Source organism: Pseudomonas sp. EYE_354 (genome assembly GCF_023148575.1).
Taxonomy (GTDB): Bacteria; Pseudomonadota; Gammaproteobacteria; order Pseudomonadales; family Pseudomonadaceae; genus Aquipseudomonas.
Window position 1 is genome coordinate 49,680 of sequence record NZ_JAHXNQ010000007.1, and the last position, 23,271, is coordinate 72,950.

At 60.0% G+C, this 23,271-nt stretch carries 23 protein-coding genes; 13 read left to right on the forward strand and 10 right to left on the reverse strand.

Going from position 1 to position 23,271, the window contains the following annotated elements:
* Positions 1-3 precede the first annotated feature (3 nt).
* Complete coding sequence (locus KZX66_RS11505; protein WP_248079453.1) at positions 4-606, forward strand: Yip1 family protein; 603 nt, start codon at positions 4-6, stop codon at positions 604-606.
* A 126-nt stretch (positions 607-732) separates the two neighbouring features.
* On the forward strand, positions 733-1,227 hold the full coding sequence (locus KZX66_RS11510) for a SprT family zinc-dependent metalloprotease (RefSeq protein WP_248079455.1): 495 nt from the start codon (positions 733-735) through the stop codon (positions 1,225-1,227).
* A 22-nt stretch (positions 1,228-1,249) separates the two neighbouring features.
* On the opposite strand, the gene KZX66_RS11515 is transcribed toward KZX66_RS11510, so the two are convergent.
* Positions 1,250-2,425: a CaiB/BaiF CoA-transferase family protein gene (locus KZX66_RS11515; RefSeq protein ID WP_248079457.1), complete on the reverse strand. Its 1,176-nt coding sequence runs from the start codon at positions 2,423-2,425 to the stop codon at positions 1,250-1,252.
* 157 nt (positions 2,426-2,582) lie between these two features.
* On the opposite strand from KZX66_RS11515, the gene tusD reads away from it, so the two are divergent.
* The 6 genes from tusD (at position 2,583) to KZX66_RS11545 (ending at position 6,025) form a co-directional block, all read left to right on the forward strand.
* The gene (gene tusD, locus KZX66_RS11520) at positions 2,583-2,975 is read left to right on the forward strand and encodes a sulfurtransferase complex subunit TusD (RefSeq protein ID WP_248079459.1); all 393 of its coding nucleotides are present in this window, start codon (positions 2,583-2,585) and stop codon (positions 2,973-2,975) included.
* Position 2,976: 1 nt separating this feature from the next.
* Positions 2,977-3,327, forward strand: coding sequence for a sulfurtransferase complex subunit TusC (gene tusC, locus KZX66_RS11525; protein WP_248079461.1), 351 nt, complete (start codon positions 2,977-2,979; stop codon positions 3,325-3,327).
* A complete protein-coding gene (gene tusB, locus KZX66_RS11530) occupies positions 3,327-3,605 on the forward strand; it encodes a sulfurtransferase complex subunit TusB (protein ID WP_248079463.1) in 279 nt (92 codons plus the stop codon). Before tusC ends, tusB begins: the two co-directional genes overlap by 1 nt.
* Complete coding sequence (locus tag KZX66_RS11535) at positions 3,602-3,937, forward strand: TusE/DsrC/DsvC family sulfur relay protein (RefSeq protein WP_248079465.1); 336 nt, start codon at positions 3,602-3,604, stop codon at positions 3,935-3,937. Before tusB ends, KZX66_RS11535 begins: the two co-directional genes overlap by 4 nt.
* Positions 3,934-4,935, forward strand: coding sequence for a glycosyl transferase family protein (locus KZX66_RS11540; RefSeq protein WP_248079468.1), 1,002 nt, complete (start codon positions 3,934-3,936; stop codon positions 4,933-4,935). The genes KZX66_RS11535 and KZX66_RS11540 overlap by 4 nt, the downstream gene beginning before the upstream one ends.
* A gap of 88 nt (positions 4,936-5,023) precedes the next feature.
* Positions 5,024-6,025: a glutathione S-transferase family protein gene (locus tag KZX66_RS11545; protein ID WP_248079470.1), complete on the forward strand. Its 1,002-nt coding sequence runs from the start codon at positions 5,024-5,026 to the stop codon at positions 6,023-6,025.
* 67 nt (positions 6,026-6,092) lie between these two features.
* Here the strand turns inward: KZX66_RS11545 and cysG are convergent, their stop codons facing one another.
* Genes cysG through ftsK form a run of 6 tightly spaced genes read right to left on the reverse strand, consistent with a single transcriptional unit; the run spans position 6,093 to position 13,595 of the window.
* Positions 6,093-7,487 (reverse strand): siroheme synthase CysG, encoded by a 1,395-nt coding sequence (cysG, locus tag KZX66_RS11550; protein WP_248079471.1) that lies wholly within the window; start codon positions 7,485-7,487, stop codon positions 6,093-6,095.
* Positions 7,488-8,768 carry a serine--tRNA ligase gene (gene serS / locus KZX66_RS11555; protein ID WP_248079472.1) on the reverse strand — a complete coding sequence of 427 codons (1,281 nt, stop codon included), beginning with the start codon at positions 8,766-8,768 and terminating at the stop codon, positions 7,488-7,490.
* A gap of 16 nt (positions 8,769-8,784) precedes the next feature.
* Complete coding sequence (crcB, locus tag KZX66_RS11560) at positions 8,785-9,159, reverse strand: fluoride efflux transporter CrcB (RefSeq protein ID WP_248079473.1); 375 nt, start codon at positions 9,157-9,159, stop codon at positions 8,785-8,787.
* Positions 9,156-10,481 (reverse strand): replication-associated recombination protein A, encoded by a 1,326-nt coding sequence (locus KZX66_RS11565; protein WP_248079474.1) that lies wholly within the window; start codon positions 10,479-10,481, stop codon positions 9,156-9,158. The genes crcB and KZX66_RS11565 overlap by 4 nt, the downstream gene beginning before the upstream one ends.
* 27 nt (positions 10,482-10,508) lie before the next feature.
* Positions 10,509-11,132: an outer membrane lipoprotein chaperone LolA gene (gene lolA / locus KZX66_RS11570; RefSeq protein ID WP_003174700.1), complete on the reverse strand. Its 624-nt coding sequence runs from the start codon at positions 11,130-11,132 to the stop codon at positions 10,509-10,511.
* Positions 11,133-11,186: 54 nt separating this feature from the next.
* A complete protein-coding gene (gene ftsK / locus KZX66_RS11575) occupies positions 11,187-13,595 on the reverse strand; it encodes a DNA translocase FtsK (protein WP_248079475.1) in 2,409 nt (802 codons plus the stop codon).
* Between the two features lie 484 nt (positions 13,596-14,079).
* On the opposite strand from ftsK, the gene aat reads away from it, so the two are divergent.
* From aat to infA, 3 genes are all read left to right on the forward strand, one after another.
* Positions 14,080-14,760: a leucyl/phenylalanyl-tRNA--protein transferase gene (gene aat, locus KZX66_RS11580; protein WP_248079476.1), complete on the forward strand. Its 681-nt coding sequence runs from the start codon at positions 14,080-14,082 to the stop codon at positions 14,758-14,760.
* Positions 14,761-14,816: 56 nt separating this feature from the next.
* Entirely contained in the window at positions 14,817-15,524 is a 708-nt protein-coding gene (locus tag KZX66_RS11585; RefSeq protein WP_248079478.1) for an arginyltransferase, read from the forward strand.
* 100 nt (positions 15,525-15,624) lie between these two features.
* A complete protein-coding gene (gene infA, locus KZX66_RS11590) occupies positions 15,625-15,843 on the forward strand; it encodes a translation initiation factor IF-1 (RefSeq protein ID WP_002553999.1) in 219 nt (72 codons plus the stop codon).
* 152 nt (positions 15,844-15,995) lie between these two features.
* Here infA and clpA read toward each other — a convergent pair whose 3' ends face one another.
* Positions 15,996-18,266 (reverse strand): ATP-dependent Clp protease ATP-binding subunit ClpA, encoded by a 2,271-nt coding sequence (gene clpA / locus KZX66_RS11595; RefSeq protein ID WP_248079480.1) that lies wholly within the window; start codon positions 18,264-18,266, stop codon positions 15,996-15,998.
* A gap of 29 nt (positions 18,267-18,295) precedes the next feature.
* Positions 18,296-18,664, reverse strand: coding sequence for an ATP-dependent Clp protease adapter ClpS (clpS, locus tag KZX66_RS11600; protein WP_010567912.1), 369 nt, complete (start codon positions 18,662-18,664; stop codon positions 18,296-18,298).
* A 224-nt stretch (positions 18,665-18,888) separates the two neighbouring features.
* Here clpS and cspD point away from each other — a divergent pair, with 224 nt between their 5' ends.
* Positions 18,889-19,158, forward strand: a complete 270-nt coding sequence (gene cspD, locus KZX66_RS11605; protein WP_248079482.1) for a cold shock domain-containing protein CspD — start codon at positions 18,889-18,891, stop codon at positions 19,156-19,158.
* An 80-nt stretch (positions 19,159-19,238) separates the two neighbouring features.
* Here the strand turns inward: cspD and icd are convergent, their stop codons facing one another.
* The gene (gene icd / locus KZX66_RS11610; RefSeq protein ID WP_248079484.1) at positions 19,239-20,495 is read right to left on the reverse strand and encodes an NADP-dependent isocitrate dehydrogenase; all 1,257 of its coding nucleotides are present in this window, start codon (positions 20,493-20,495) and stop codon (positions 19,239-19,241) included.
* Between the two features lie 507 nt (positions 20,496-21,002).
* On the opposite strand from icd, the gene KZX66_RS11615 reads away from it, so the two are divergent.
* Positions 21,003-23,228, forward strand: a complete 2,226-nt coding sequence (locus KZX66_RS11615; protein WP_248079486.1) for an NADP-dependent isocitrate dehydrogenase — start codon at positions 21,003-21,005, stop codon at positions 23,226-23,228.
* Positions 23,229-23,271: the final 43 nt, after the last annotated feature.

Sequence of the window (23,271 nt, forward strand, 5' to 3'; positions counted from 1 at the left end):
GGCATGATCCATCACGTCGTGGGGCTGTTTACCCATCCCGATCAGGAATGGCGGGAAATCCGTGGCGATAAAGAAGAAAGCATCGGCCACATGTACCTCACTCACACCCTGATTCTCGCGGCGATTCCCGCAATCTCGGCGTTTATCGGCACCACCCAGGTGGGTTGGGTCATCGGCAACCGTGCGCCGGTGATGCTGACCCAGGAAAGTGCGTTGTGGATGACCCTAATGTCGTATGCCGCGATGCTCGGCGGCGTGGCGGTGATGGGCGCATTCATTCATTGGATGGCGCGCACCTACGACGCCAGCCCCAGCATGGCGCGTTGCGTGGCCTTTGCCACCTACACCGCCACGCCGCTGTTTATCGGCGGGCTGGCGGCGCTTTACCCACATATGTGGCTGGGCATGGTCGTGGGCACGGCGGCGATCTGCTATACCGTCTACCTGCTGTATGTAGGGCTGCCGACCTTTATGAACATCGATCCGGACGAAGGCTTCCTGTTTTCCAGCTCGGTGCTGGCGGTCGGCCTGGTGGTGCTGGTGGCGATCATGGCGTTCACCGTGATCGTGTGGGGCTTGGGCGTCGGCCCGATCTATACCAACTGACCGCATACCCGCAGGCAAGGCCACCGCAAGGTGGCTTTGTGCGTCATGCATGACCATTCGGCGCCTGACAGATTCGGAAACACTCGGCTTTGCGGCATACTGGGCGTCTCTGGAGAGATGTACAGCATGTCCGAGCAACTCAATACCCGCGTCGAAGAGTGTTTCCTGCAAGCCGAGTCCTTTTTCAAACGAAGCTTCAAACGCCCCCAGGTCAGCCTCAAGCTGCGGGGCCAGAAAGCCGGTGTCGCGCATTTGCACGAGAACCTGCTGCGCTTCAACCCACAGTTGTACCGTGAAAACAGCCTGCATTTCCTCAAACAAACCGTGGCCCACGAAGTGGCGCACCTGATCGCTCATCAATTGTTTGGCGAACGCATCCAGCCCCATGGCGAGGAATGGCAATTGATCATGCGCGGCGTGTATGAGTTGCCGCCCGACCGTTGCCATACCTATGTCGTGAAACGCCGCCAGGTGACCCGCTACATCTACCGTTGCCCGTGTGCCGAGAGTGATTTTCCGTTTTCGGCGCAGCGTCATGGCATGGTGGCTCAGGGACGGCGATATTTGTGTCGGCGGTGTCGGCAGACCTTGGTGTTTTCCGGGGAAACTCGGGTGGAATGAGGCCTCGTCCCAGGCCACGCAGTCACCCAACCACTTTGCCCTGCCGCAAATCGGCGATCCGCTGAGCACTGATCCCCAGGGCCGCCAGCACCTCATCGGTGTGCGCCCCAACAGCGGCGCCAATATAGCGAGGCGCTGGCAACCCTTCAGAAAACTTAAGCGGGCAGGCCATCTGCGCCTGGGTCGAACCGTCGCCGCGAGGTACCTGGCTCACCAACTCCCGCGCTTTCAACTGCGGATGCTCCACGGCTTCACCAAAGCTCAACACCGGCTCTACACAGGCGTCCACCCCGGCAAACAACTCGCATAACTGCTCAAAGCTGCGCTTCTCGAATTCCACCTGCAGTGCCTGCTTCAGCGCCGGCTGTCGCTCGGGGTTCAACCCCAACGCGACCAACTCCGGTCGCCCCAATGCCGCGCAGAGCCGCTGCATAAAAGCCGGCTCAAGGCTGCCGACCGACATCCAGCGTCCATCACGGGAACGGTAGTAATCGTAGAAACTGCCGCCATTGAGCGCATGACTTTCCCAACCCGGCTCTATGCCACAGGCCAGATACCCCGCCCCCGCCATGGCGTTCAGACTGAACGCGCAATCGGTCATGCTCACGTCCAGGTATTGCCCCACCCCGCTGTGCTGGCGGGCGATCACCGCGGCCAGCAACCCCGCCACCGCATGCAACGAACCACCGCCCACGTCCGCCAATTGCACGCCCAGCGGCAACGGCCCGCTGTCCTGACGTCCGGTGTGACTGGCCACACCCGCCAGCGCCAGGTAGTTAATATCGTGCCCGGCGCGGTCTTTATACGGACCCGTCTGGCCGTACCCGGTGATCGACACATAGATCAGCCGCGGATTAATCGCCTTCAACGCTTCATACCCCAGGCCCAGGCGCTCCATCACGCCCGGCCGGAACTGTTCCAGCACAATGTCGTAGTCCTTCACCAGCGCGCGCACGATCTCCAGCGCTTCGGCCTGTTTAAGGTCCAGGGCCAGGCTGCGTTTGTTGCGATTGAGGTAGGCGTGGCTCGCCGAGGTACCCTGATCATGGGGCGGCAGCACGCGCAGCAGGTCCAGACGCTTGGGCGCTTCTATACGCAGGACGTCGGCGCCCATATCCGCGAGCATCAGGGAGGCAAACGGGCCGGGCAGCAAGGTAGAAAAATCGAGGACTTTGAGGGACGCCAAGGGACCTGTCATGGAAACTCCACTTCGGTTTCGAGTTCCCACAGACTAGGCAGCCTTGTTCGTACCGGCAATCGTCAGAACAATCATCAATAGTGACTGTTTTGATCACGGCGGGCTTTTTTGGGGCTGCGGCTTTATCATTGGCCCACGTTTGCTTGCCGAGTGCTCCATGAAGTTTGCGATAGCCCTGTATTCCGCCGCCCACGTGCCCTCGTCGCGGCGCGCCCTGCTGTTCGCCCAGGCCGTACTGGCCGGCGGGCACGAGATTGTGCGGTTGTTTTTTTATCAGGACGGCGTGTACAGCGCGTCCAATAACATCGTCGCGCCTCAGGATGAGCAAGACATCGCTCGCCAATGGCGCGAGCTGGTCAGCCGGCACCAACTCGACGGCGTGGTGTGCATTGCCGCCGCCTTGCGCCGTGGCGTGCTTGATAGCGAAGAGGCTACGCGCTATCAACGCAGCGCGGTGAACCTGGAGGCGCCCTGGGCGCTGTCGGGCCTGGGCCAATTGCATGATGCGATACAGGGTGCCGACCGCCTGATCTGTTTTGGAGGGCCATGACATGTCCAAATCCCTATTGGTGATCAGCCGCCAGGCGCCTTGGTCCGGGCCCAGCGCACGCGAAGCGCTGGATATCGTACTGGCCGGCGGCGCGTTCGACCTGCCTATCGGCCTGCTATTCATGGATGACGGTGTGTTCCAGTTGGCAGCGCATCAGGACGCCAGAGCCGTGCAACAAAAAGACCTGAGCGCCAACCTGCAGGCACTGGAGCTGTTTGGTGTCGACGATGTATTTGCCTGCCACCACAGCCTGGCCGAGCGTGGCCTGCCCCACCCCGCCAACGCACAACCGCTGGACAGCCGCGCGATCTCGCAGCTGATTGACCGTTACGACCAGGTGATTACCCTCTGATGTCGACCTTACACGTGATAGCCCACTCCCCGTTTACCGACAGCCGACTCGAGAGCTGCCTGCGCATCTGCGCCCGCGAAGACGCGATCCTGCTCTGCGGCGACGGCGCCTACGGGCTGCACACCCCGGCGCTGCACCTCAAGGGGGTCAAAGTGTTCGTGCTGGCCGAGGACATGCAAGCGCGTAACCTGCCGCTGCCGGATTGGGCTGACAGCGTGGATTACCCAGGCTTTGTGCAACTGTCGATCGACTACGACAAGGTCAACACCTGGCTATGAACACCCTGACCATTGGCGAACGCCGCCTCGAACTGGACAAGGACGGCTACCTCGTCGACCTCAACGACTGGTCACACGAGGTGGCGCACGCCCTGGCCGCCGCCGAGCACCTGGAATTGACCGCGGACCACTGGCAGATCCTCGAACTGCTGCGCGCCTTTTACGCCGAGTTCCAACTGTCGCCAGCCACCCGCCCACTGATCAAGTACACCGCCATGAAACTGGGGCCGGAAAAGGGCAACAGCCTGCACCTCAACAAACTGTTCAACGGCACTCCCGCCAAACTCGCCGCCAAACTGGCGGGCCTGCCCAGACCGACGAATTGCTTATGACCGACGTTGCCCCGCTGACCCTTCAAACCCCTGCCGAACACCCGTTTGCGCCCTTCGTGCGCATCCTCGGCAAAGGCAAGCGCGGCGCGCGCAACCTCACCCGCGAGGAAGCCCGCGAGGCCATGGGCATGTTGCTCGACGATAAAGTTGAAGACACACAACTCGGCGCGTTCCTGATGCTGCTGCGTCACAAGGAAGAAAGCCCGGAAGAACTCGCCGGTTTCACCGAGGCCGTGCGCGAACGCTTGAATGCACCCGAGTTTGATGTGGCGATCGACTGGCCGACCTACGCCGGCAAAAAACGCCACCTGCCGTGGTATCTACTGGCAGCCAAATGTCTGGCACACAACAGCGTGCGCATCCTCATGCACGGCGGCGGCGCCCACACCGCCGGCCGGCTGTACACCGAACAACTGCTCGACGACTTGCAGATTCCGCTGTGCCGCAACTGGCAGCAGGTGGGCACCGCGTTCGAACAGGGCAAGCTGGCGTTTATCCCGCTGGGCGACTGGGCGCCGCAACTGCAACGCATGATCGACCTGCGCAACACCCTGGGCCTGCGCTCGCCGATCCACTCCCTGGCACGCCTGCTCAACCCGCTGAATGCACGCTGCGGGCTGCAAAGCATTTTCCACCCCGGTTACCAGGGTGTGCACCGCGACGCCAGCGGCCTGCTCGGCGACAACGTGATTGTGGTCAAGGGCGACGGCGGTGAGATCGAGATCAACCCCGACACGGCGAGCCACCTCTACGGCACCACCGGCGGCGAAAGCTGGGACGAAGAATGGCCCGCCCTCTCCGCCCAGCGCCACGTAAAACCGGCCGCCCTCGACCCGGCGCATTTAAAAGCGGTATGGCGTGGCGACGTACAGGACAGCTATCCGCAATTGGCGCTGATTGCCACCATGGCCCTGGCCTTGCGCGGTCTCGGCCACCCGCGGGAACAGGCCTTCGCTTTGGCCCAGCAGTACTGGGACGCACGGGACAAATCGATTTAATCGATCATTGACCCGCAGTCTTTGCGCTTTTAGTTCGAACTCATCCCTTTAGACTGGGCTCCAACGCTTAACAGTTGAGGAGCCAGTCATGGGTTTGTTGATCGAAGGACACTGGAAAGACCAGTGGTACGAAAGCAGCGCCGATGGCGCTTTCCAGCGCGAACAGGCCCAACGCCGCCACTGGGTGACGGCCGACGGCCAGCCCGGCCCCAGCGGCGAAGGCGGCTTTAAGGCTGAGGCCGGTCGCTATCACCTCTACGTGTCCCTGGCCTGCCCCTGGGCTCACCGCACCTTGATCATGCGCGCGCTAAAGGGCCTGGAAAGCCTGATCGACGTGTCCGTGGTCAGTTGGCTGATGCTGGAAAACGGCTGGACCTTCGATAAGGCTCACGGCTCTACCGGCGATGCCCTCGACGACTTTACCTACATGCACCAGCGCTACACCGCCGAGACTGCCGACTACACCGGGCGCGTCACCGTGCCGGTGCTGTGGGACAAACAACTCAAGCGCATCGTCAGCAATGAATCGGCGGAGATCATCCGCATGTTCAACAGCGCATTCGATGGACTGACCGGCAATACCCTGGATTTTTACCCTGAGCCACTCCGTGCAACCATCGACAGCCTCAACGAGCGCATCTATCCGGCCGTGAACAACGGCGTCTATCGCGCAGGCTTCGCCACGTCGCAGAGGGCTTACGAAAGCGCATTTGACGATGTGTTTGCCGAACTCGACCACCTGGAACAGCACCTTGGCGATCATCGCTACCTGGCCGGCGAATACCTCACCGAGGCGGATATCCGGCTGTTCACCACGCTGATTCGATTTGATGCGGTGTATTACGGCCACTTCAAGTGTAATTTGCGGCGGATCGCGGATTATCCGAACCTGTCGAACTGGTTGCGCGAGTTATATCAGTGGCCGGGGGTGGCCGAGACGGTGAATTTCGAGCACATCAAGGGGCATTACTACGGGAGCCACCGGACGATCAACCCGACCGGGATTGTGCCTAAAGGGCCATCGCAACACTTTGATGCCCTGCACGATCGAGAAAAGCTGAGCGGCAAATCGGTATTCAGCCGTCAGTGACGGATGGGGTGAGCGAGCTTGCGTCGCACGTGTGCAAGCCCGCTCGCCAAAGCGGCAGGTACGGGGTTCAGACCTGGGATTGAGCCCCTTCAAACCATTTGAGTTTCTCGCGCAATAACACCACTTCGCCGACGATCACCAGTGTCGGCGCATGCACTTCATGCTCCGCCACCATGCGCGGCAAATCCGCCAGGGTACCGGTAAACACACGTTGATTGGACGTGGTGCCCTGCTGGATCAACGCGGCCGGGGTATCGGCGGCGCGCCCGTGCTTGACCAGTTGTTCGCAAATGATCGGCAAGCCAATCAACCCCATATAGAACACCAAGGTCTGCGACGGCCCCACCAGGTCCTGCCAGGGCAGGTCCGACGTGCCGTTCTTCAAGTGCCCGGTGATAAACCGTACCGACTGCGCATGGTCACGGTGGGTCAGTGGAATACCGGCGTACGCCGCACAGCCGCTGGCCGCGGTGATCCCCGGCACCACCTGGAACGGGATACCATGGGCCGCCAGTTCCTCGATCTCTTCCCCGCCGCGCCCAAAAATGAACGGGTCGCCGCCCTTCAGGCGCAGCACGCGCTTGCCTTGCTTGGCCAGGTTAACCAGTTGCTGGTTGATCTGCTCCTGAGGCACGGCATGGTCGGCGCGACGCTTGCCGACGTACACACGCTCGGCATCGCGACGGCACAGGTCGAGAATCGCAGGCGCTACCAAGCGGTCATACAGCACCACATCGGCTTGCTGCATCAGGCGCAGCGCGCGGAAGGTCAGCAGGTCCGGATCGCCCGGGCCTGCGCCCACCAGGTATACCTCGCCCGGCGCATAAGGTGGCGCACCGTTGACTTTGTCGATCAACAGACGCTCGGCCTCAGCGCCCTGCCCGGCCAATTGACGGTCGGCAATCGGGCCCTGGAACACTTCTTCCCAGAACGCACGACGCTGCTGCACATCCGGATACAGGCTTTTGACCTGCGCACGAAAACGCGCCGCCAGCCCGGCCAATTGGCCGTAGGTTGAAGGAATCCAGGTTTCCAGTTTGGCTCGGATCAAACGCGCCAGTACCGGCGCATCGCCGCCACTGGACACCGCAATCACCAACGGCGAACGGTCGACGATCGCCGGGAAGATCACACTGCACAAGGCCGGCGCGTCCACCACATTGACGGGCACGCAGCGACGCTTGGCATCACTGGACACTTGCGCGTTCAGCGGCTCGTCGTCGGTCGCGGCGATCACCAGGGTGCAACCGTCGAGGTCGGCTTCCTGATAACCACGCACAATCAGTACCCCGCCACTGCCCTGCACCAACGCACGCAGTTGGTCTTCGATCTGGGGAGCAACCACTCGCAGCACGGCACCGGCTTCCGCCAGCAGGCGGGACTTGCGCAAGGCAATCTCCCCGCCACCGACGACCAATACATGGCTGCCGCGCAGGTTATGGAACAGCGGCAGAAATTCCATTTAGCGGATGACCTCAACGCCCGCCATATAAGGCTTGAGCACGTCCGGCACGCGAATGGAACCGTCGGCCTGCTGGTAGTTTTCCAGCACGGCGACCAGGGTACGGCCTACCGCCAGGCCCGAACCGTTGAGGGTGTGTACCAGTTCCGGCTTGCCGGTTTCCGGATTGCGGAAACGCGCCTGCATGCGACGAGCCTGGAAATCACCGCAGTTGGAGCACGACGAAATTTCGCGGTACTTGTCCTGGCTCGGCACCCACACTTCCAGGTCGTAGGTCTTCACGGCGCTGAAGCCCATGTCGCCGGTGCACAGTGCCAGCACGCGGTACGGCAGCTCCAGCAGTTGCAGGACGCGCTCGGCATTGGCGGTGAGGTTTTCCAGGGCCTGCATCGAGGTCGACGGCTCGACCACCTGCACCATCTCGACCTTGTCGAACTGGTGCTGGCGGATCATGCCGCGCGTGTCACGCCCGGACGCGCCGGCTTCACTGCGAAAGCACGGGCTGTGGGCGACAAACTTGATCGGCAGTTGCTTGGCGTCGAGGATCTCGCCGGCCACGATATTGGTCAGCGACACTTCGGCCGTCGGGATCAGGTACAGATCGGCTTCGCCGTCGCGGCTGATCTTGAACAGGTCTTCCTCGAACTTCGGCAACTGGCTGGTGCCCATCAGCGCCGGCGCCTGAACCAGATACGGGGTGTAGGCCTCTTCGTAGCCATGCTCGCCGGTGTGCAGGTTGATCATGAACTGCGCCAGGGCACGGTGCATGCGCGCAATCGGGCCGCGCAGCAACGAAAAGCGCGCACCGGACATTTTCGCGGCGGTTTCGAAATCCAGGCCACCGGTCAGTTCGCCCAGGGCGACGTGGTCCTTGATCTCGAAATCAAAGGCTTTTGGCGTGCCCCAGCGACGCACTTCAACGTTACCGTCTTCGTCTTCGCCGACCGGCACGGACTCATGTGGCAGGTTAGGAATACCCAGCAGGATCTGGTCCAGCTCGGACTGGATCTTGTCCAGCTCGACCTTGCCGTCGGACAGCTCGGTGCCCATGCGCTCGACGTCCGCCATCAACGGCGCGATGTCTTCGCCACGCTGTTTGGCCTGACCGATGGATTTGGAACGCGCGTTACGCTCAGCCTGCAGTGCTTCGGTGCGGGTCTGGACGGTCTTGCGCTGTTCTTCCAGCGCTTCGATGCGCGCGACGTCCAGGGCAAAGCCACGGGATGCCAGGCGGTCCGCTACGTCCTGAAGGTTGCTACGTAACAGTTTGGAATCGAGCATGTCGGTCTCTCGTTTATCAAAGTTTGGTCAAGGACAGGCCAGCCCAGGTGGCGAGCAGCCCGCCGAATACGCTGATGGCCGCATAGCCGATTGCCAGCGGCACCTGCCCACTTTCCAGCAGGCGCACGGTATCCAGTGAAAAAGATGAAAAGGTCGTCAGGCCGCCAAGAAAGCCGACCATCAACCCGGCGCGCACCTCGACAGGTACCTCGGGGCGCACTAAAAACAGGCCATATAAAATGCCGATCAGCAGACAGCCCACGATATTAACGGCCAGCGTCGCGGTATAGAAGTGCTTCGGCCAATGGGCGGTCACCCAATTACCCGTTGCAAAGCGAAGCAGTGTACCTGCGATCCCCCCTGCGGAGACTGCAACCACCAAAGGAATCATGACTTTCTCCGCTGTCTGGGGCTTAAACGATCGAGGCTGGCGAGGTGATTGAGCTTTTCACCGATTTTCAGCTCCAGGCCGCGGGGCACAGGCTGGTAAAGCGGCAATGGCTCAAGCTCGTCGGGAAAGTAGTCTTCACCGGCGGCATAGGCGTCCGGTTCATCGTGGGCGTAGCGGTACTCATCACCGTAGCCCAGTTGCTTCATCAGTTTGGTCGGCGCATTGCGCAAATGCAGCGGGACCTCAAGCGAGCCGTACTCGGCGGCCGCACGCAGGGCCGATTTGAAGCCCATGTACACCGCATTGCTTTTTGGCGCGCAGGCCAGATATGTAATGGCCTGGGCCACCGCCAGCTCGCCTTCCGGGCTGCCCAGGCGCTCCTGCACATCCCATGCGGCGAGGCACAGGCTCAGCGCGCGCGGGTCGGCGTTGCCAATGTCTTCGCTGGCCATGCGCACCACGCGACGCGCGAGGTACAGCGGGTCGCAACCGCCGTCGATCATGCGCGCAAACCAGTACAGCGCGCCGTCCGGATTGGAGCCGCGCACCGATTTATGCAGCGCCGAAATCTGGTCGTAAAAAGCTTCGCCGCCCTTGTCGAAACGGCGGCGGGTGTCGCCGAGCAGGCTTTGCAGCAGGTCGACACCGATCTCGGTGCCGTCTTCGGCCAGGTCGGAGGCGTTCTCCAGCAGGTTGAGAAAGCGCCGCCCATCGCCATCAGCGGCGCTGAGCAGGATCTTGAAACCTTCGTCACTAAGACTCAGTTGGCGCTTGCCCAGGCCCTTGTCTTCGCTCAAGGCGCGCTGCAGCAGCTTTTGCATCGCCGCTTCATCCAAGCTTTTGAGCACATAGACCCGCGCCCGCGAAAGCAATGCGTTGTTGAGTTCGAACGAGGGGTTTTCGGTGGTGGCGCCGATAAAGATCAGCGTGCCGTCTTCCACATAGGGCAAAAACGCGTCCTGCTGCGACTTGTTGAAGCGATGCACTTCGTCGACGAACAGAATCGTGCGCTTGCCGTACTGGCCTGCCTGCTGCTTGGCCACCTCGACCGCCTGGCGGATCTCCTTGACCCCGGCCAGCACCGCCGAGACCGTTTCGAAGTGCGCATCCGACACTTTCGCCAGCAGCCGCGCCAGGGTGGTTTTACCCACGCCCGGCGGCCCCCAGAAAATCATCGAGTGCAGCGCGCCCTGCTCCAGTGCTTCACGCAAAGGCTTGCCGCGAGCGAGCAGGTGTTCCTGACCGACGTACTCGTCCAGATTGGTCGAACGCAAGCGTGCGGCCAGGGGCTGGGCAATCGGGTCACTTCGAAACAGATCCATGGGCAGCGTTTGAAACCTCTGGGCGAGTTATTCCTGGATCACGTCGGCACCCTTGGGGATGTCGAACTTGAACTTGGACGCAGGCACCGGCTGGTTGGCCTTGACCCCGCTGAACAGGATATCGGTACGCTGGCCGACGCTGTCGACCAGGCGCATGTTATTGATTACACCGTTGCCGAACGACAGGGACAGCGTGTCAAACAGCGTGTCCTTGGACTTGGGCTTGAGGGTGAACTCGATCACATTGCTGGTTTGCTTGGAGGTGATGTCAAAGCTGTCGTTGATCTTCGACACATCGCCCGACAACAGCAGTGCTGGCGTCTGGTTCAGGCGCGGGTCGAGCTTCTTGATGGTCGCCTGCTCAAGGTCCGGGTCCCACAGCGTGACTTTCTGGCCATCGGAAACGATGGTCTGTTCGGCCTTGCCTTCGGTATGCCAGTAGAACAGCCCAGGACGCTGCACCGCCATTTCACCGGCCGTTTCCTGCAACTGGGTACCGCCCGCATCCAGGGTCAGCTGGGAGAAACGTGCGGTCAGGGTCTGGGACTTGTCCAACAGGTTCTTCAGGCTGGCCACGGAGGCTGGGTCAGCGTGAGCCGAAACAGCGGTCAGGGCCAGTGCCGGCAACAACAGCATGCGGATAAAGCGCATGGGAGTCCTCATTGAGTCGTTAAGGCGCGCCGCGTGTTGCCACACGGCACGGGGTCAGTCGCGCATCTGCCCGGGGGCAATCACTTCACGCGAACCGTTGGTGTTCATGGCGGTCACGACGCCGGCGTTTTCCATGGCTTCGATCATGCGGGCAGCGCGGTTGTAGCCAATCTTGAGCTTGCGCTGCACTGCGGAAATCGAGGCGCGACGGCTTTCCAGTACAAAGGCCACGGCTTCGTCGTACAGCGCGTCGGTCTCGGCGTCATCGTCACCACCGCCGCTGCCGCCGTCAAAACCACTGCCGGCCTCTTCGACACCGGCGAGGATATCGTCGTTGTATTCCGGTGCCCCACGCAGCTTCCAGGCTTCAACCACACGGTGCACTTCATCGTCGGAGACGAACGCGCCATGTACGCGAATTGGCAGGCTGGTGCCGGGCGGCATGTAGAGCATGTCACCATGGCCCAGCAGTTGTTCGGCGCCGCCCTGGTCGATGATGGTCCGCGAGTCGATCTTGCTCGACACCTGGAACGCCATACGCGTCGGGATGTTGGCCTTGATCAGGCCGGTGATCACATCCACCGACGGACGCTGAGTGGCAAGGATCAAGTGGATGCCGGCCGCACGCGCTTTCTGGGCGATACGCGCAATCAGTTCTTCAACCTTCTTGCCGACGATCATCATCATGTCGGCAAATTCGTCGACCACCACCACGATGGTCGGCAATTTGCTCAGCAGCGGCGCTTCGTCGTGAATGCTTTCACGCTTGTACAGCGGGTCGGTCAGCGGCGTGCCGGCCTCCTGGGCTTCCTTGACCTTGGCGTTGAAGCCCGACAGGTTGCGCACCCCCATCTTCGCCATCAGCTTGTAGCGGCGCTCCATCTCGGCCACGCTCCAGCGCAGGGCGTTGGCGGCGTCCTTCATGTCGGTGACCACCGGGCACAGCAGATGGGGGATGCCTTCGTAGATCGACAGTTCCAACATCTTCGGGTCGATCATGATCAGCTTGGCGTCATCCGGGCCGGATTTGAACAGAATCGACAGGATCATCGCGTTCACCCCCACCGACTTACCCGAACCCGTGGTACCGGCCACCAGCAAGTGAGGCATTTTCGCCAGGTCGGTGATCACCGGCTTGCCGCCGATGTCGTGGCCCAGGGCCAGGGTGACCGGCGATTTGAAGTTGTCGTATTCAGGCGTCGACAGCACTTCGGAGAAGCGCACGATCTGGCGGTCTTCGTTGGGGATCTCGATACCCACTGTGGTCTTGCCGGGGATCACTTCAACCACACGCACGCTGGTCACGGCCAGGGAGCGGGCCAAGTCTTTGGCCAGGTTGGAGATGCGGCTGACCTTTACACCGGCCGCCGGTTGAATTTCGTAACGGGTAATCACCGGGCCTGGGTGGATCGAATCCACCGAGACTTCGACACCGAATTCCTTGAGCTTGATTTCCAGCAGGTGGCCGACGGCCGCCAGGGATTCCGGTGAATAGTTGAGTTGTTTCTTTTCGGCGGGGTCGAGAATCGAAATTGGTGGCAAGGTGCCTTCGACGGCGCTGTCGACAAACAGCGGTGCCTGCTTCTCTTTCTGCACGCGATGGCTTGGCTCGGGGGCCTTGGGCGGCGCAGGTGCGATCACCGGCGGCACTTGTTTCTCGCGGTCCGACATGTGTTTGCTCAGGGCCTGCTCGCGCTCGATGAGGCGCTCCTTGACCTTGGCCTGCTCGCGACGGTCCGGTGTGCTCGGGGCCACCACCTCGTTGACGCGGGTGTCCACCTCGCGCAACTGGGCAACCATGCGCTTGCGCTCGACGCGGGCGGCCCACCAGCGGTTGGCGGCGCCCTGGAACAGCTCAAGCAGGTCGAGGGTGATCTTGCCCGTCACGTCCATCACCTTGAACCACGACAGGTCGGTGAACACCGTGAGCCCGAACAGGAACAGCGCGATGAACATCAAGGTGCTGCCCTGAATGTTCAGGGTCTTGCGCGCCAGGTCACCGAGGCTTTCGCCGAGCGCCCCGCCAGCGCCCGCCGGCAGCCCGGTAGGTGCATGGAAATGGATATGGGCCAGGGCGGCGCCAGAAAGCACCAGGAACACCAGGCCGATCAGGCGCCAGGAAAACAGCCAGCCGCTCCACTGCCATGGCTCGTGACGCTGGCGGAAGATTTGCCAGGTCTTGATCGCCAGCAGCAACGGAAAGATGTACGCGAAGTAACCCAATACCATGAACAGAATATCGGCGCTGTAGGAGCCTACAGGCCCCCCGAAGTTCTGCACGTCGTCGATCTTGCTGTTGTGACTCCAGCCTGGATCGTCCTTGCCATAGGTGAGCAGCGCCATGATCAGGAACAGGCAGAGCGCGCCGATTGCGATCAGCGCACCTTCCTTGAGGCGGTAATGCAGGTGCTGGCGCCAGGCCGGCACGACTGCTGCTTTGGGTGTTGCGGCGGATTTCTTCAAAACGGGTCTTTTCCTGCGCTTTTAGCGCGTCCATCTGTTAAATGACTGCAAATACTGCCCAATCCGAGCAGCTGAAAAATCAACGATCTACTTTTAACACTGCACGATTGATTCACGAAACGACGACATCGCCACAATGGCCGCATTGTACGGGTTTGTGTCTCCGATGCCACGCCCCGACCCTTCACCCGCAAGCTTCGTAAGTTGGTGTGTCATTAGGCGGTCAATTTGAGCACGCATTGTCTTTGCTGACAAAGGCTTATGAGCTGTTTTTACAGATCAAGGCAAGCTTGGCAAATGGCCTGCATGCATCGAACCCGATTACGACCACGACCCCGGCACAGAGTTGCAGAAACACCCATTAACGGTAATCCCGCTCGCTCACCGATTCGGGCTGGCCCGATGGCGCTGCGTCGACAATAATCAACACGCCTGGGCAGGCATGTTCCCTGCCACCCCCTCCCCTTCCGTAAGCCTGGATGCCATGCTGACTTGGTTACAACGCGATTCACTGACCTTCCCACCGCTGGCCAAAGCCATGCGCGAACCCAACGGCCTGCTCGCCGCCGGTGGTGACTTGTCGGCCGAACGACTGGTACAAGCCTACCGCCACGGATGCTTTCCGTGGTTTTCCCAGGGTCAGCCAATCCTGTGGTGGTCTCCGGACCCGCGCACGGTGATCTTCCCTGACGAACTTCACGTATCCCGCAGCCTCGGCAAACTGTTGCGCCAGCAGCGCTACCGCGTCACCTTCGATCAGGACTTCGCTGCCGTTATCCAGGCGTGCGCCGCCCCCCGCGCCTACGCAGATGGCACCTGGATCACCCAAGGCATCCAGAGCGCCTATCTGGAGCTGCACCAACGCGGTTACGCACACTCGGTCGAGGTGTGGGACGACGACACGTTGGTGGGCGGTCTCTATGGCCTGGCAATGGGCCAGTTATTCTTTGGCGAGTCCATGTTCAGCCGCGCCGACAACGCCTCCAAATTCGGCTTTGCCACACTGGTGGGTCAATTGAAGGCCTGGGGATTTGTGCTGATTGACTGCCAGATGCCCAACGATCACTTGCACAGCCTGGGCGCTCGCGCCATCTCCCGCAGTGACTTCGCCGGGTTCCTGCACAACCACTTGGACCTACCCAGCACCGGGCCGTGGGTTTCGTAGGCGACATTCGCCCACCTGGCTTACACTTATTTCAAAGCTTATCCCGAGGGTTGATCATGACCGAGCTGGCGCGTTTGAAGTTTTATGCCACTCAACCCCACGCTTGCAGCTATCTGCCCGACGAGCAGGCCACCACGCTGTTCCTCGACCCCAGCCAGCCTATGGACGTGCACGTGTACGCCGATCTCTCGGAAATGGGCTTTCGGCGCAGCGGCGATCACCTGTACCGCCCCCATTGCCAGAACTGCAACGCCTGTGTGCCGGCACGCATCCCCGTGACGCAGTTTCTGCCGGACCGCAACCAGAAGCGCATTCTCAAGCGCAACGTCGACTTAACGGTCAGCGCGAGCAAACCGCGCTTCACCGAAGAATATTTTGATCTATACCAGCGCTATATCGAGCAACGCCATGCAGACGGCGATATGTTCCCGCCCAGCCGTGACCAGTTCTCTACATTCCTGGTACGCGACCTGCCCTTCTCGCGCTTCTACGAATTTCGTGCGGACGGCCGCCTGGTAGCGGTGGCGGTGACCGATTTGCTGCCCAACGGCCTCTCGGCGGTCTATACCTTCTACGAACCGGCGGAGGAGCGCCGCAGCCTGGGACGCTTTGCGATCCTGTGGCAAATCGGCGAAGCCTTGCGCCTGGAACTGGAGGCGGTGTACCTCGGATACTGGATAAAAAACTGCAAAAAGATGAACTACAAGACCCAATATCGGCCCATTGAGCTGCTGATTAATCAAAGATGGGTCACGCTTAACTAGAACCCCTTGGCTTAAACACCCTTTTTCGGGCACAATGCACGCCGCTTTTGCCTGGCGCAGTTGCACCGGGCCATTCACTGGATACCGAGGGCTTTACTGCATGTCGAAAGAAGACAGCTTCGAAATGGAAGGCACTGTCGTCGACACCCTGCCCAACACCATGTTTCGTGTGGAGTTGGAAAATGGGCACGTCGTAACCGCGCATATCTCCGGCAAGATGCGCAAGAACTACATTCGTATTCTTACCGGTGACAAAGTGCGCGTCGAGCTGACGCCCTATGACTTGAGCAAAGGGCGCATCACTTACCGCGCTCGCTAAGCAAGTCAATACAAAACGCCCGGTTATGCCGGGCGTTTTTGTGCGCGTGCTATTTGCCTGAAACCACAAATGCGCGCGCACGTTTGATCTTCTTCATTTTCCAGACAGCAAAAAGGCGCCTCTCGACGCCTTTTGCTTTGTTGCGCCCCCTATCAGGCCATTTCAGCCGTGGTCTCGAACTCGAAGGTCAGCTCGCCGTCCTTCAGATCGATATGCACCACGCCGCCATGGTCGGACAGCTCACCAAACAGGATCTCTTCAGCCAGTGGCCGCTTGATCTTGTCCTGGATCAGACGCGCCATTGGACGAGCGCCCATTGCCGCGTCGTAACCACCTTCGGCAAGCCAGTTGCGCGCCGCGTCGGTCACATCCAGCTGCACGCGCTTGTCTTCCAACTGCGCTTGAAGCTCGGTGAGGAACTTGTCCACCACGCTTTTGATGACCTCGTGGCTGAGGCGACCAAACTGGATGATGGTGTCCAGGCGATTACGGAACTCCGGTGTAAAGCTCTTCTTGATCACTTCCATCGCATCGGAAGAATGATCCTGGTGCGTAAAGCCGATCGAAGCCCGCGCGGCCGTTTCGGCACCGGCGTTGGTGGTCATAATCACGATCACGTTACGGAAGTCCGCCTTGCGCCCGTTATTGTCGGTCAAGGTCCCGTGGTCCATGACCTGCAGCAGCAGGTTGAAGACTTCAGGGTGGGCCTTTTCGATTTCATCGAGCAGCAATACACAATGCGGTTGCTTGGTGATCGCCTCGGTCAACAGACCGCCCTGGTCGAACCCAACATAGCCGGGAGGCGCACCGATCAGGCGCGACACCGTATGACGCTCCATGTATTCGGACATGTCGAACCGTACCAACTCGATACCCATGGCCTTGGCCAACTGCCGCGCCGCCTCGGTCTTGCCGACGCCGGTAGGGCCGGCGAACAGGAACGAACCCACAGGCTTGTCCGGCGACTTGAGGCCCGCACGCGACAACTTGATCGCCGTGGATAGCGAGTCGATGGCCGCATCCTGGCCGAATACGGTGAGTTTGAGGTCGCGCTCCAGGTTGCGCAGCAACTCCTTGTCGGAGCTGGTGACGTGTTTTGGAGGAATCCGCGCGATCTTCGCCACGATATCTTCGACCTGAGGTACATCGATGCGCTTCACACGCTTCTCGACCGGCTGCAGGCGCTGATAGGCGCCCGCCTCGTCGATTACGTCGATCGCCTTGTCCGGCATGTGCCGGTCATTGATGTAGCGCGCCGCGAGCTCAGCCGCCGCACGCAGGGCCTCATCGGTGTATTCGATGCCATGGTGCGCTTCGAAACGCCCCTTGAGCCCGCGCAGAATGCCGATGGTGTCTTCAACCGATGGCTCGGACACATCGACTTTCTGGAAGCGACGCGCCAGGGCACGGTCCTTCTCGAAGATCCCACGAAACTCCTGGAAGGTGGTCGAGCCGATGCAACGGATATCACCCGACGACAGCAGGGGCTTGAGCAGGTTCGAGGCATCCATTACACCGCCCGACGCCGCACCGGCACCGATGATGGTGTGGATCTCATCGATAAACAGGATAGCCTGCGGGCGTTTTTTCAGCTCGCCGAGCAACGCCTTGAAGCGCTTTTCGAAATCGCCACGGTACTTGGTCCCGGCCAGCAGTGCGCCCAGGTCAAGGGAGTAGACGACGCTATTGGCCAGCAGATCCGGCACCTGATTGTCGACGATACGCTTGGCGAGGCCTTCGGCAATTGCGGTCTTGCCCACACCAGCCTCACCCACCAGCAACGGGTTGTTCTTGCGACGACGCGCGAGAATCTGCGCTACGCGCTCGACCTCAAGCTCGCGCCCCACCAGCGGATCGATCCGCCCCTGGCGCGCCAGCTCGTTAAGGTTGCTGGCGTAAGCGTCCAGCGGATTGCTTGAAGAAGAAGACTCACCACCCTCGTCGTCCTGCATATCCTGCTCGCCTTCAGAGTGATCGCCGTGCCCAGGCACCTTGGAGATACCGTGGGCGATGTAGTTGACGACATCAATACGGGCAACGCTCTGCTGCTTGAGCAGGAACACTGCCTGGCTTTCCTGTTCGCTGAAGATAGCCACAAGCACATTGGCGCCCGTGACTTCACGCTTACCGGAGCTCTGTACATGGAACACAGCGCGCTGCAATACCCGCTGGAAGCCCAGGGTTGGCTGGGTTTCGCGGTCCTCGTCATGCACGGGGATCAGTGGCGTGGTGGAGTCGATGAACTCCTGCAGATCATGCTTGAGTTTGTCGAGGTTGGCGCCGCACGCACGCAGAACGGTGGCGGCAGCTTCATTGTCCAAAAGTGCCAGCAAAAGGTGTTCGACGGTCATGAACTCATGACGCTTCGAACGAGCCTCCTTGAAGGCAAGATTGAGGGTGACTTCGAGCTCGCGGTTTAACATAGCTTCACCTCATACCCAAGTGGTCGGCGTTAACCGTCCTTCTCGATTTCACAGAGTAGCGGATGCTGGCTTTCCCTGGCGTACTGGTTGACCTGCATGGCCTTTGTCTCGGCGATGTCACGGGTAAACACACCACATACTGCCCGTCCTTCTGTGTGAACGGCCAGCATTACCTTGGTCGCCAACTCGCGGTTCAAATTAAAAAACACCTCGAGCACCTCAACCACGAAATCCATCGGCGTGTAGTCATCATTGAACAAAACCACCTTGTACATCGGCGGCGCCTGTAAAGCAGGCTTGGCCTCCTGAACAGCAATGCCTGCAGAACCGTCGTCATCGTGTTCGTGATCCGGTCGATCCTGATTGAATGTTAGTCGAATCTGGCTGATTGCATGCATGGAAAGAAAGGTTCGTCAGTGGTTCAAATACAGTGGTGGGGGCGAGCTGTCAGAATTTCAATCTCTGACCGGCTGGTCGCCTTGACTATCGGCAAATCGGTGTTACAACCAATAGAACCCACAGTGGGTAAAAAAGGTCCGCGCAGTCAACCTTATTTATTCGGGTTAGGACGGATAAACTGGATGATACTCCAGTGATGGAGTCTGGTGCAGAGGGATATGGTATGTCTGGCGTCAAGATCAATGGCAAGGTCAAATGGTTCAACAATGCCAAGGGCTACGGTTTCATTAATGCAGATGCAAAACCCGACGAAGATCTCTTTGCGCATTATTCCGCGATCAGCATGGACGGCTACAAAACATTGAAGGCGGGCCAACCGGTGACCTTTGAGATCATTCAAGGACCCAAAGGCCTGCACGCGGCAAATATCGATGCAGTGAAGGAAAAAGACGCAGCCCCACACGTTAACAAAGAAAATAAACAAACGGCCTAGTCTACCGCCGAGCGCGTAAATTGCGAAAAAAAGGCCGCCCCAGTCATCCGGGGCGGCCGTTTTTTTTGCTGCTTTGAGCCTTACATATGCGAGATCAGCGCATCACCAAAGCCCGACGACGACACCAGCTTGGCGCCGTCCATCAAGCGCTCGAAGTCATAGGTCACGGTCTTGGCCGAGATGGCACCGTTGGTGCCTTTAATGATGAGATCGGCCGCCTCGATCCACCCCATATGACGCAGCATCATTTCTGCCGACAGGATCAATGACCCTGGGTTGACCTGGTCCTTGCCCGCATATTTTGGCGCAGTACCGTGGGTCGCTTCGAACATCGCCACGGTGTCGGACAGGTTGGCCCCCGGCGCGATACCGATGCCACCCACTTCGGCCGCCAGCGCATCGGACAGGTAATCACCATTGAGGTTAAGGGTCGCGATCACGTCATATTCGGCGGGACGCAACAGAATCTGCTGGAGCATGGCGTCGGCGATAGCGTCCTTGACCACTACCTTCTTGCCGGTCTTCGGGTTATTGAACTGCATCCACGGCCCGCCATCGAGCAAGGTTGCACCGAACTCCTCGGCCGCCACTTCGTAGGCCCACTCTTTGAAGGCACCCTCGGTGAACTTCATGATGTTGCCTTTGTGCACGATGGTCAGCGAATCGCGATCGTTATCCACTACATATTGCAGGGCCTTGCGCGCCAGGCGCTTGGTGCCCTCTTTGGACACCGGCTTGATGCCAATCCCGCAATCCTGATCGAAACGGATCTTGGTGACACCCATTTCCTCCTTGAGGAACTTGATCACCTTGATCGCTTCCGGCGAGCCGGCTTTCCACTCGATGCCGGCGTAAATATCTTCGGAGTTTTCACGAAAGATGGTCATGTCCACATCGCCGGGCTTTTTGACCGGGCTGGGCACGCCTTCAAACCAGCGCACGGGGCGCAGGCAGACGTACAGATCGAGCTGCTGACGCAGGGCCACGTTAAGTGAACGGATACCGCCACCGACCGGCGTCGTCAGCGGGCCCTTGATGGACACCACGTAATCCCTGACTGCATCGAGGGTTTCCTGGGGCAGCCAGGTGTCCTGATCGTAGACCTGGGTCGCCTTCTCGCCGGCATACACCTCCATCCACGAAATCTTGCGCTTGCCGCCGTAGGCCTTTTCAACAGCTGCGTCGACCACCTTGATCATCACCGGGCTGATGTCGACGCCAATACCGTCACCTTCGATATAAGGGATGATCGGTTGGTCAGGAACATTGAGAGAATGGTCTGCGTTGACGGTGATTTTGTCGCCGACTGCCGGAACCTGAATCTTCTTGTATCCCATGCTGAACTCCATCTATGGATTGAACATCTGGCTGCGTTCGAGCCTACTCCAGATAAATGGCGACTGAAACCTCACGCCATGCTCATTTGCATCGAAAACAGCATAAATTGTCGCCTACAAGCCTGAAAGCAAAGGGAAAAACGCCAATCTTGAGCACATCGTGCGACTTTAGGCGTAAGCCAGTACCTGCGACCTTTAGACCAATGGACGACACACCTTTTGTATGAAGGCTCGGCGTAAGCATAGCGACCTATGTATAATGCCGCCGCTGACCAAAGAGTCACGACGGCGGACCGCTCTAGCTTCTGGAAATAAAGAGCGATGCCTTCCGCCAAAAGCAGGACTAATACAATAGTCCACCCGCTTGACGCTCGACTGATGCAACCCAACATCACCGCGAAGAAACCTCGACATTTCGCTCATGGATGACTTTGAACGAACGCGCTCCACCCGGCGCATCTCGAGTTTCTGCGCACGCTTTCAGCAAAGAAGAGAGTTAATCCGAATATGCCCACCCGCTCGAAGATCATCTACACCTTCACCGACGAAGCCCCAGCCCTCGCCACCTATTCACTGCTGCCTATCGTAGAGGCCTTCACCGCTTCCGCTGATATTGCTGTGGAAACCCGCGACATCTCCCTCGCAGGGCGCATCCTCGCAAGCTTCCCCGAGCAACTGGGCACCAAGGCCGTACCGGACCACCTCGCCGAACTGGGCGCCCTGGCCGTTACCCCTGAAGCCAACATCATCAAACTGCCTAACATCAGTGCTTCGACCCCGCAGCTGCAAGCCGCGATCAAAGAACTGCAGGCCCAGGGCTACGCCCTGCCGGACTACCCGGAAACCGTAACCACCGACGCGGAAAAAGAAACCCGTGCACGTTACGACAAGGTCAAGGGCAGCGCCGTAAACCCGGTACTGCGCGAAGGCAACTCCGACCGCCGCGCGCCGCTGTCGGTCAAGAACTATGCCCGCAAGCACCCACACAAAATGGGCGCATGGGCGACTGACTCCAAATCCCACGTTGCCCACATGAGCAACGGCGACTTCTACGGCAGCGAAAAAGCCGTACAGATCGAGGCCGCCGATGCGGTCAAAATCGAGCTGGTCGGCAAGGACGGCACTACCACCGTTCTGAAAGAAAAGACCACCGCCCAGGCCGGCGAAATCCTCGACAGCGCCGTGCTGAGCAAGAATGCCCTGCGTGCGTTCATCGCCGCCGAAATCGAAGACGCCAAGAAACAAGGCGTACTGCTGTCGGTCCACCTCAAAGCCACCATGATGAAGGTCTCCGACCCGATCATGTTCGGCCAGATCGTTGCCGAGTTCTATAAAGACGCGCTGACCAAGCACGCCACCGTGCTGGAACAGATCGGCTTCAACCTGAACAACGGCATCGGCGACCTGTACGCACGCATCAAGGCGCTGCCGGCTGACCAGCAAGCGCAGATCGAAGCTGACATCCAGGCGGTGTACGCCGCTCGCCCTTCCCTGGCGATGGTCAACTCCGACAAAGGCATCACCAACCTGCACGTGCCGAGCGACGTCATCGTCGACGCCTCGATGCCGGCCATGATCCGTGACTCCGGCAAGATGTGGGGCACCGATGGCCAACTGCACGACACCAAGGCTGTGATCCCGGATCGCTGCTACGCCACCATCTACCAAGCCGTCATCGAAGACTGCAAGGCCAATGGCGCATTCGATCCAACCACCATGGGCAGCGTGCCAAACGTTGGCCTGATGGCTAAGAAAGCCGAAGAGTACGGCTCCCACGACAAGACCTTCCAGATCAAGGCTGACGGCGTAGTCCGCATCACCGACAGCAAGGGCAACCTGCTGATGGAACAGAACGTCGAAGCCGGCGACATCTTCCGCATGTGCCAGACCAAAGATGCGCCGATCCAGGACTGGGTCAAACTGGCCGTCAACCGCGCTCGCGCCAGCGGCACGCCAGCAATCTTCTGGCTGGACCCACAGCGCGCCCACGACGGTGTAGTGGTCGAGAAAGTTCAGGCTTACCTGAAAGACCACAACACCGAAGGCCTGGACATCCGCATCATGTCGCCGGTCGACGCGATGAAGTTCACCCTGGAACGTACCCGCAAGGGCATGGACACCATCTCGGTGACCGGCAACGTACTGCGTGACTACCTGACCGACCTGTTCCCGATCATGGAACTGGGCACCAGCGCCAAGATGCTGTCCATCGTGCCGCTGATGAACGGCGGTGGTCTGTTCGAAACCGGCGCCGGCGGTTCGGCACCCAAGCACGTGCAACAGCTGCTGGAAGAAAACTTCCTGCGCTGGGACTCCCTGGGCGAGTTCCTGGCCCTGGCCGCCTCCCTTGAGCATTTGGGTGTGACGTACAACAACCCGAAAGCCCTGGTACTGTCCAAGACTCTGGACCAGGCCACCGGCCAGTTCCTGGACAACAACAAGTCGCCATCGCGCAAAGTCGGCAACATCGACAACCGCGGCAGCCACTTCTATCTGGCGCTGTACTGGGCTCAAGCCCTGGCTGCACAGACCGAAGACACTGCACTGCAAGCGCAGTTCGGCGAACTGGCACAAACCCTGGCCACGAACGAAGCAACCATCGTTGCCGAACTCAACGCTGTACAGGGCAAGCCAGTGGACATCGGCGGCTACTACGCGCCGAACCCGGAACTGACCAGCAAGGCCATGCGCCCAAGCAACACCCTCAATGCGGCAATTGCCAAGTTGAAGTAAGGTTGTAACGATGCAAAAGAAGCCCCGGCCCCGTGCCGGGGTT

Excerpts from the sequence above, each read along its gene's own strand:
- KZX66_RS11505 (WP_248079453.1), top strand. The coding sequence starts at position 4 with ATGATCCATCACGTCGTGGGGCTGTTTACCCATCCCGATCAGGAATGG.
- KZX66_RS11510 (WP_248079455.1), top strand. The coding sequence starts at position 733 with ATGTCCGAGCAACTCAATACCCGCGTCGAAGAGTGTTTCCTGCAAGCC.
- KZX66_RS11515 (WP_248079457.1), bottom strand. The coding sequence starts at position 2,425 with ATGACAGGTCCCTTGGCGTCCCTCAAAGTCCTCGATTTTTCTACCTTG.
- tusD (WP_248079459.1), top strand. The coding sequence starts at position 2,583 with ATGAAGTTTGCGATAGCCCTGTATTCCGCCGCCCACGTGCCCTCGTCG.
- tusC (WP_248079461.1), top strand. The coding sequence starts at position 2,977 with ATGTCCAAATCCCTATTGGTGATCAGCCGCCAGGCGCCTTGGTCCGGG.
- tusB (WP_248079463.1), top strand. The coding sequence starts at position 3,327 with ATGTCGACCTTACACGTGATAGCCCACTCCCCGTTTACCGACAGCCGA.
- KZX66_RS11535 (WP_248079465.1), top strand. The coding sequence starts at position 3,602 with ATGAACACCCTGACCATTGGCGAACGCCGCCTCGAACTGGACAAGGAC.
- KZX66_RS11540 (WP_248079468.1), top strand. The coding sequence starts at position 3,934 with ATGACCGACGTTGCCCCGCTGACCCTTCAAACCCCTGCCGAACACCCG.
- KZX66_RS11545 (WP_248079470.1), top strand. The coding sequence starts at position 5,024 with ATGGGTTTGTTGATCGAAGGACACTGGAAAGACCAGTGGTACGAAAGC.
- cysG (WP_248079471.1), bottom strand. The coding sequence starts at position 7,487 with ATGGAATTTCTGCCGCTGTTCCATAACCTGCGCGGCAGCCATGTATTG.
- serS (WP_248079472.1), bottom strand. The coding sequence starts at position 8,768 with ATGCTCGATTCCAAACTGTTACGTAGCAACCTTCAGGACGTAGCGGAC.
- crcB (WP_248079473.1), bottom strand. The coding sequence starts at position 9,159 with ATGATTCCTTTGGTGGTTGCAGTCTCCGCAGGGGGGATCGCAGGTACA.
- KZX66_RS11565 (WP_248079474.1), bottom strand. The coding sequence starts at position 10,481 with ATGGATCTGTTTCGAAGTGACCCGATTGCCCAGCCCCTGGCCGCACGC.
- lolA (WP_003174700.1), bottom strand. The coding sequence starts at position 11,132 with ATGCGCTTTATCCGCATGCTGTTGTTGCCGGCACTGGCCCTGACCGCT.
- aat (WP_248079476.1), top strand. The coding sequence starts at position 14,080 with ATGCTGACTTGGTTACAACGCGATTCACTGACCTTCCCACCGCTGGCC.
- KZX66_RS11585 (WP_248079478.1), top strand. The coding sequence starts at position 14,817 with ATGACCGAGCTGGCGCGTTTGAAGTTTTATGCCACTCAACCCCACGCT.
- infA (WP_002553999.1), top strand. The coding sequence starts at position 15,625 with ATGTCGAAAGAAGACAGCTTCGAAATGGAAGGCACTGTCGTCGACACC.
- clpA (WP_248079480.1), bottom strand. The coding sequence starts at position 18,266 with ATGTTAAACCGCGAGCTCGAAGTCACCCTCAATCTTGCCTTCAAGGAG.
- clpS (WP_010567912.1), bottom strand. The coding sequence starts at position 18,664 with ATGCATGCAATCAGCCAGATTCGACTAACATTCAATCAGGATCGACCG.
- cspD (WP_248079482.1), top strand. The coding sequence starts at position 18,889 with ATGTCTGGCGTCAAGATCAATGGCAAGGTCAAATGGTTCAACAATGCC.
- icd (WP_248079484.1), bottom strand. The coding sequence starts at position 20,495 with ATGGGATACAAGAAGATTCAGGTTCCGGCAGTCGGCGACAAAATCACC.
- KZX66_RS11615 (WP_248079486.1), top strand. The coding sequence starts at position 21,003 with ATGCCCACCCGCTCGAAGATCATCTACACCTTCACCGACGAAGCCCCA.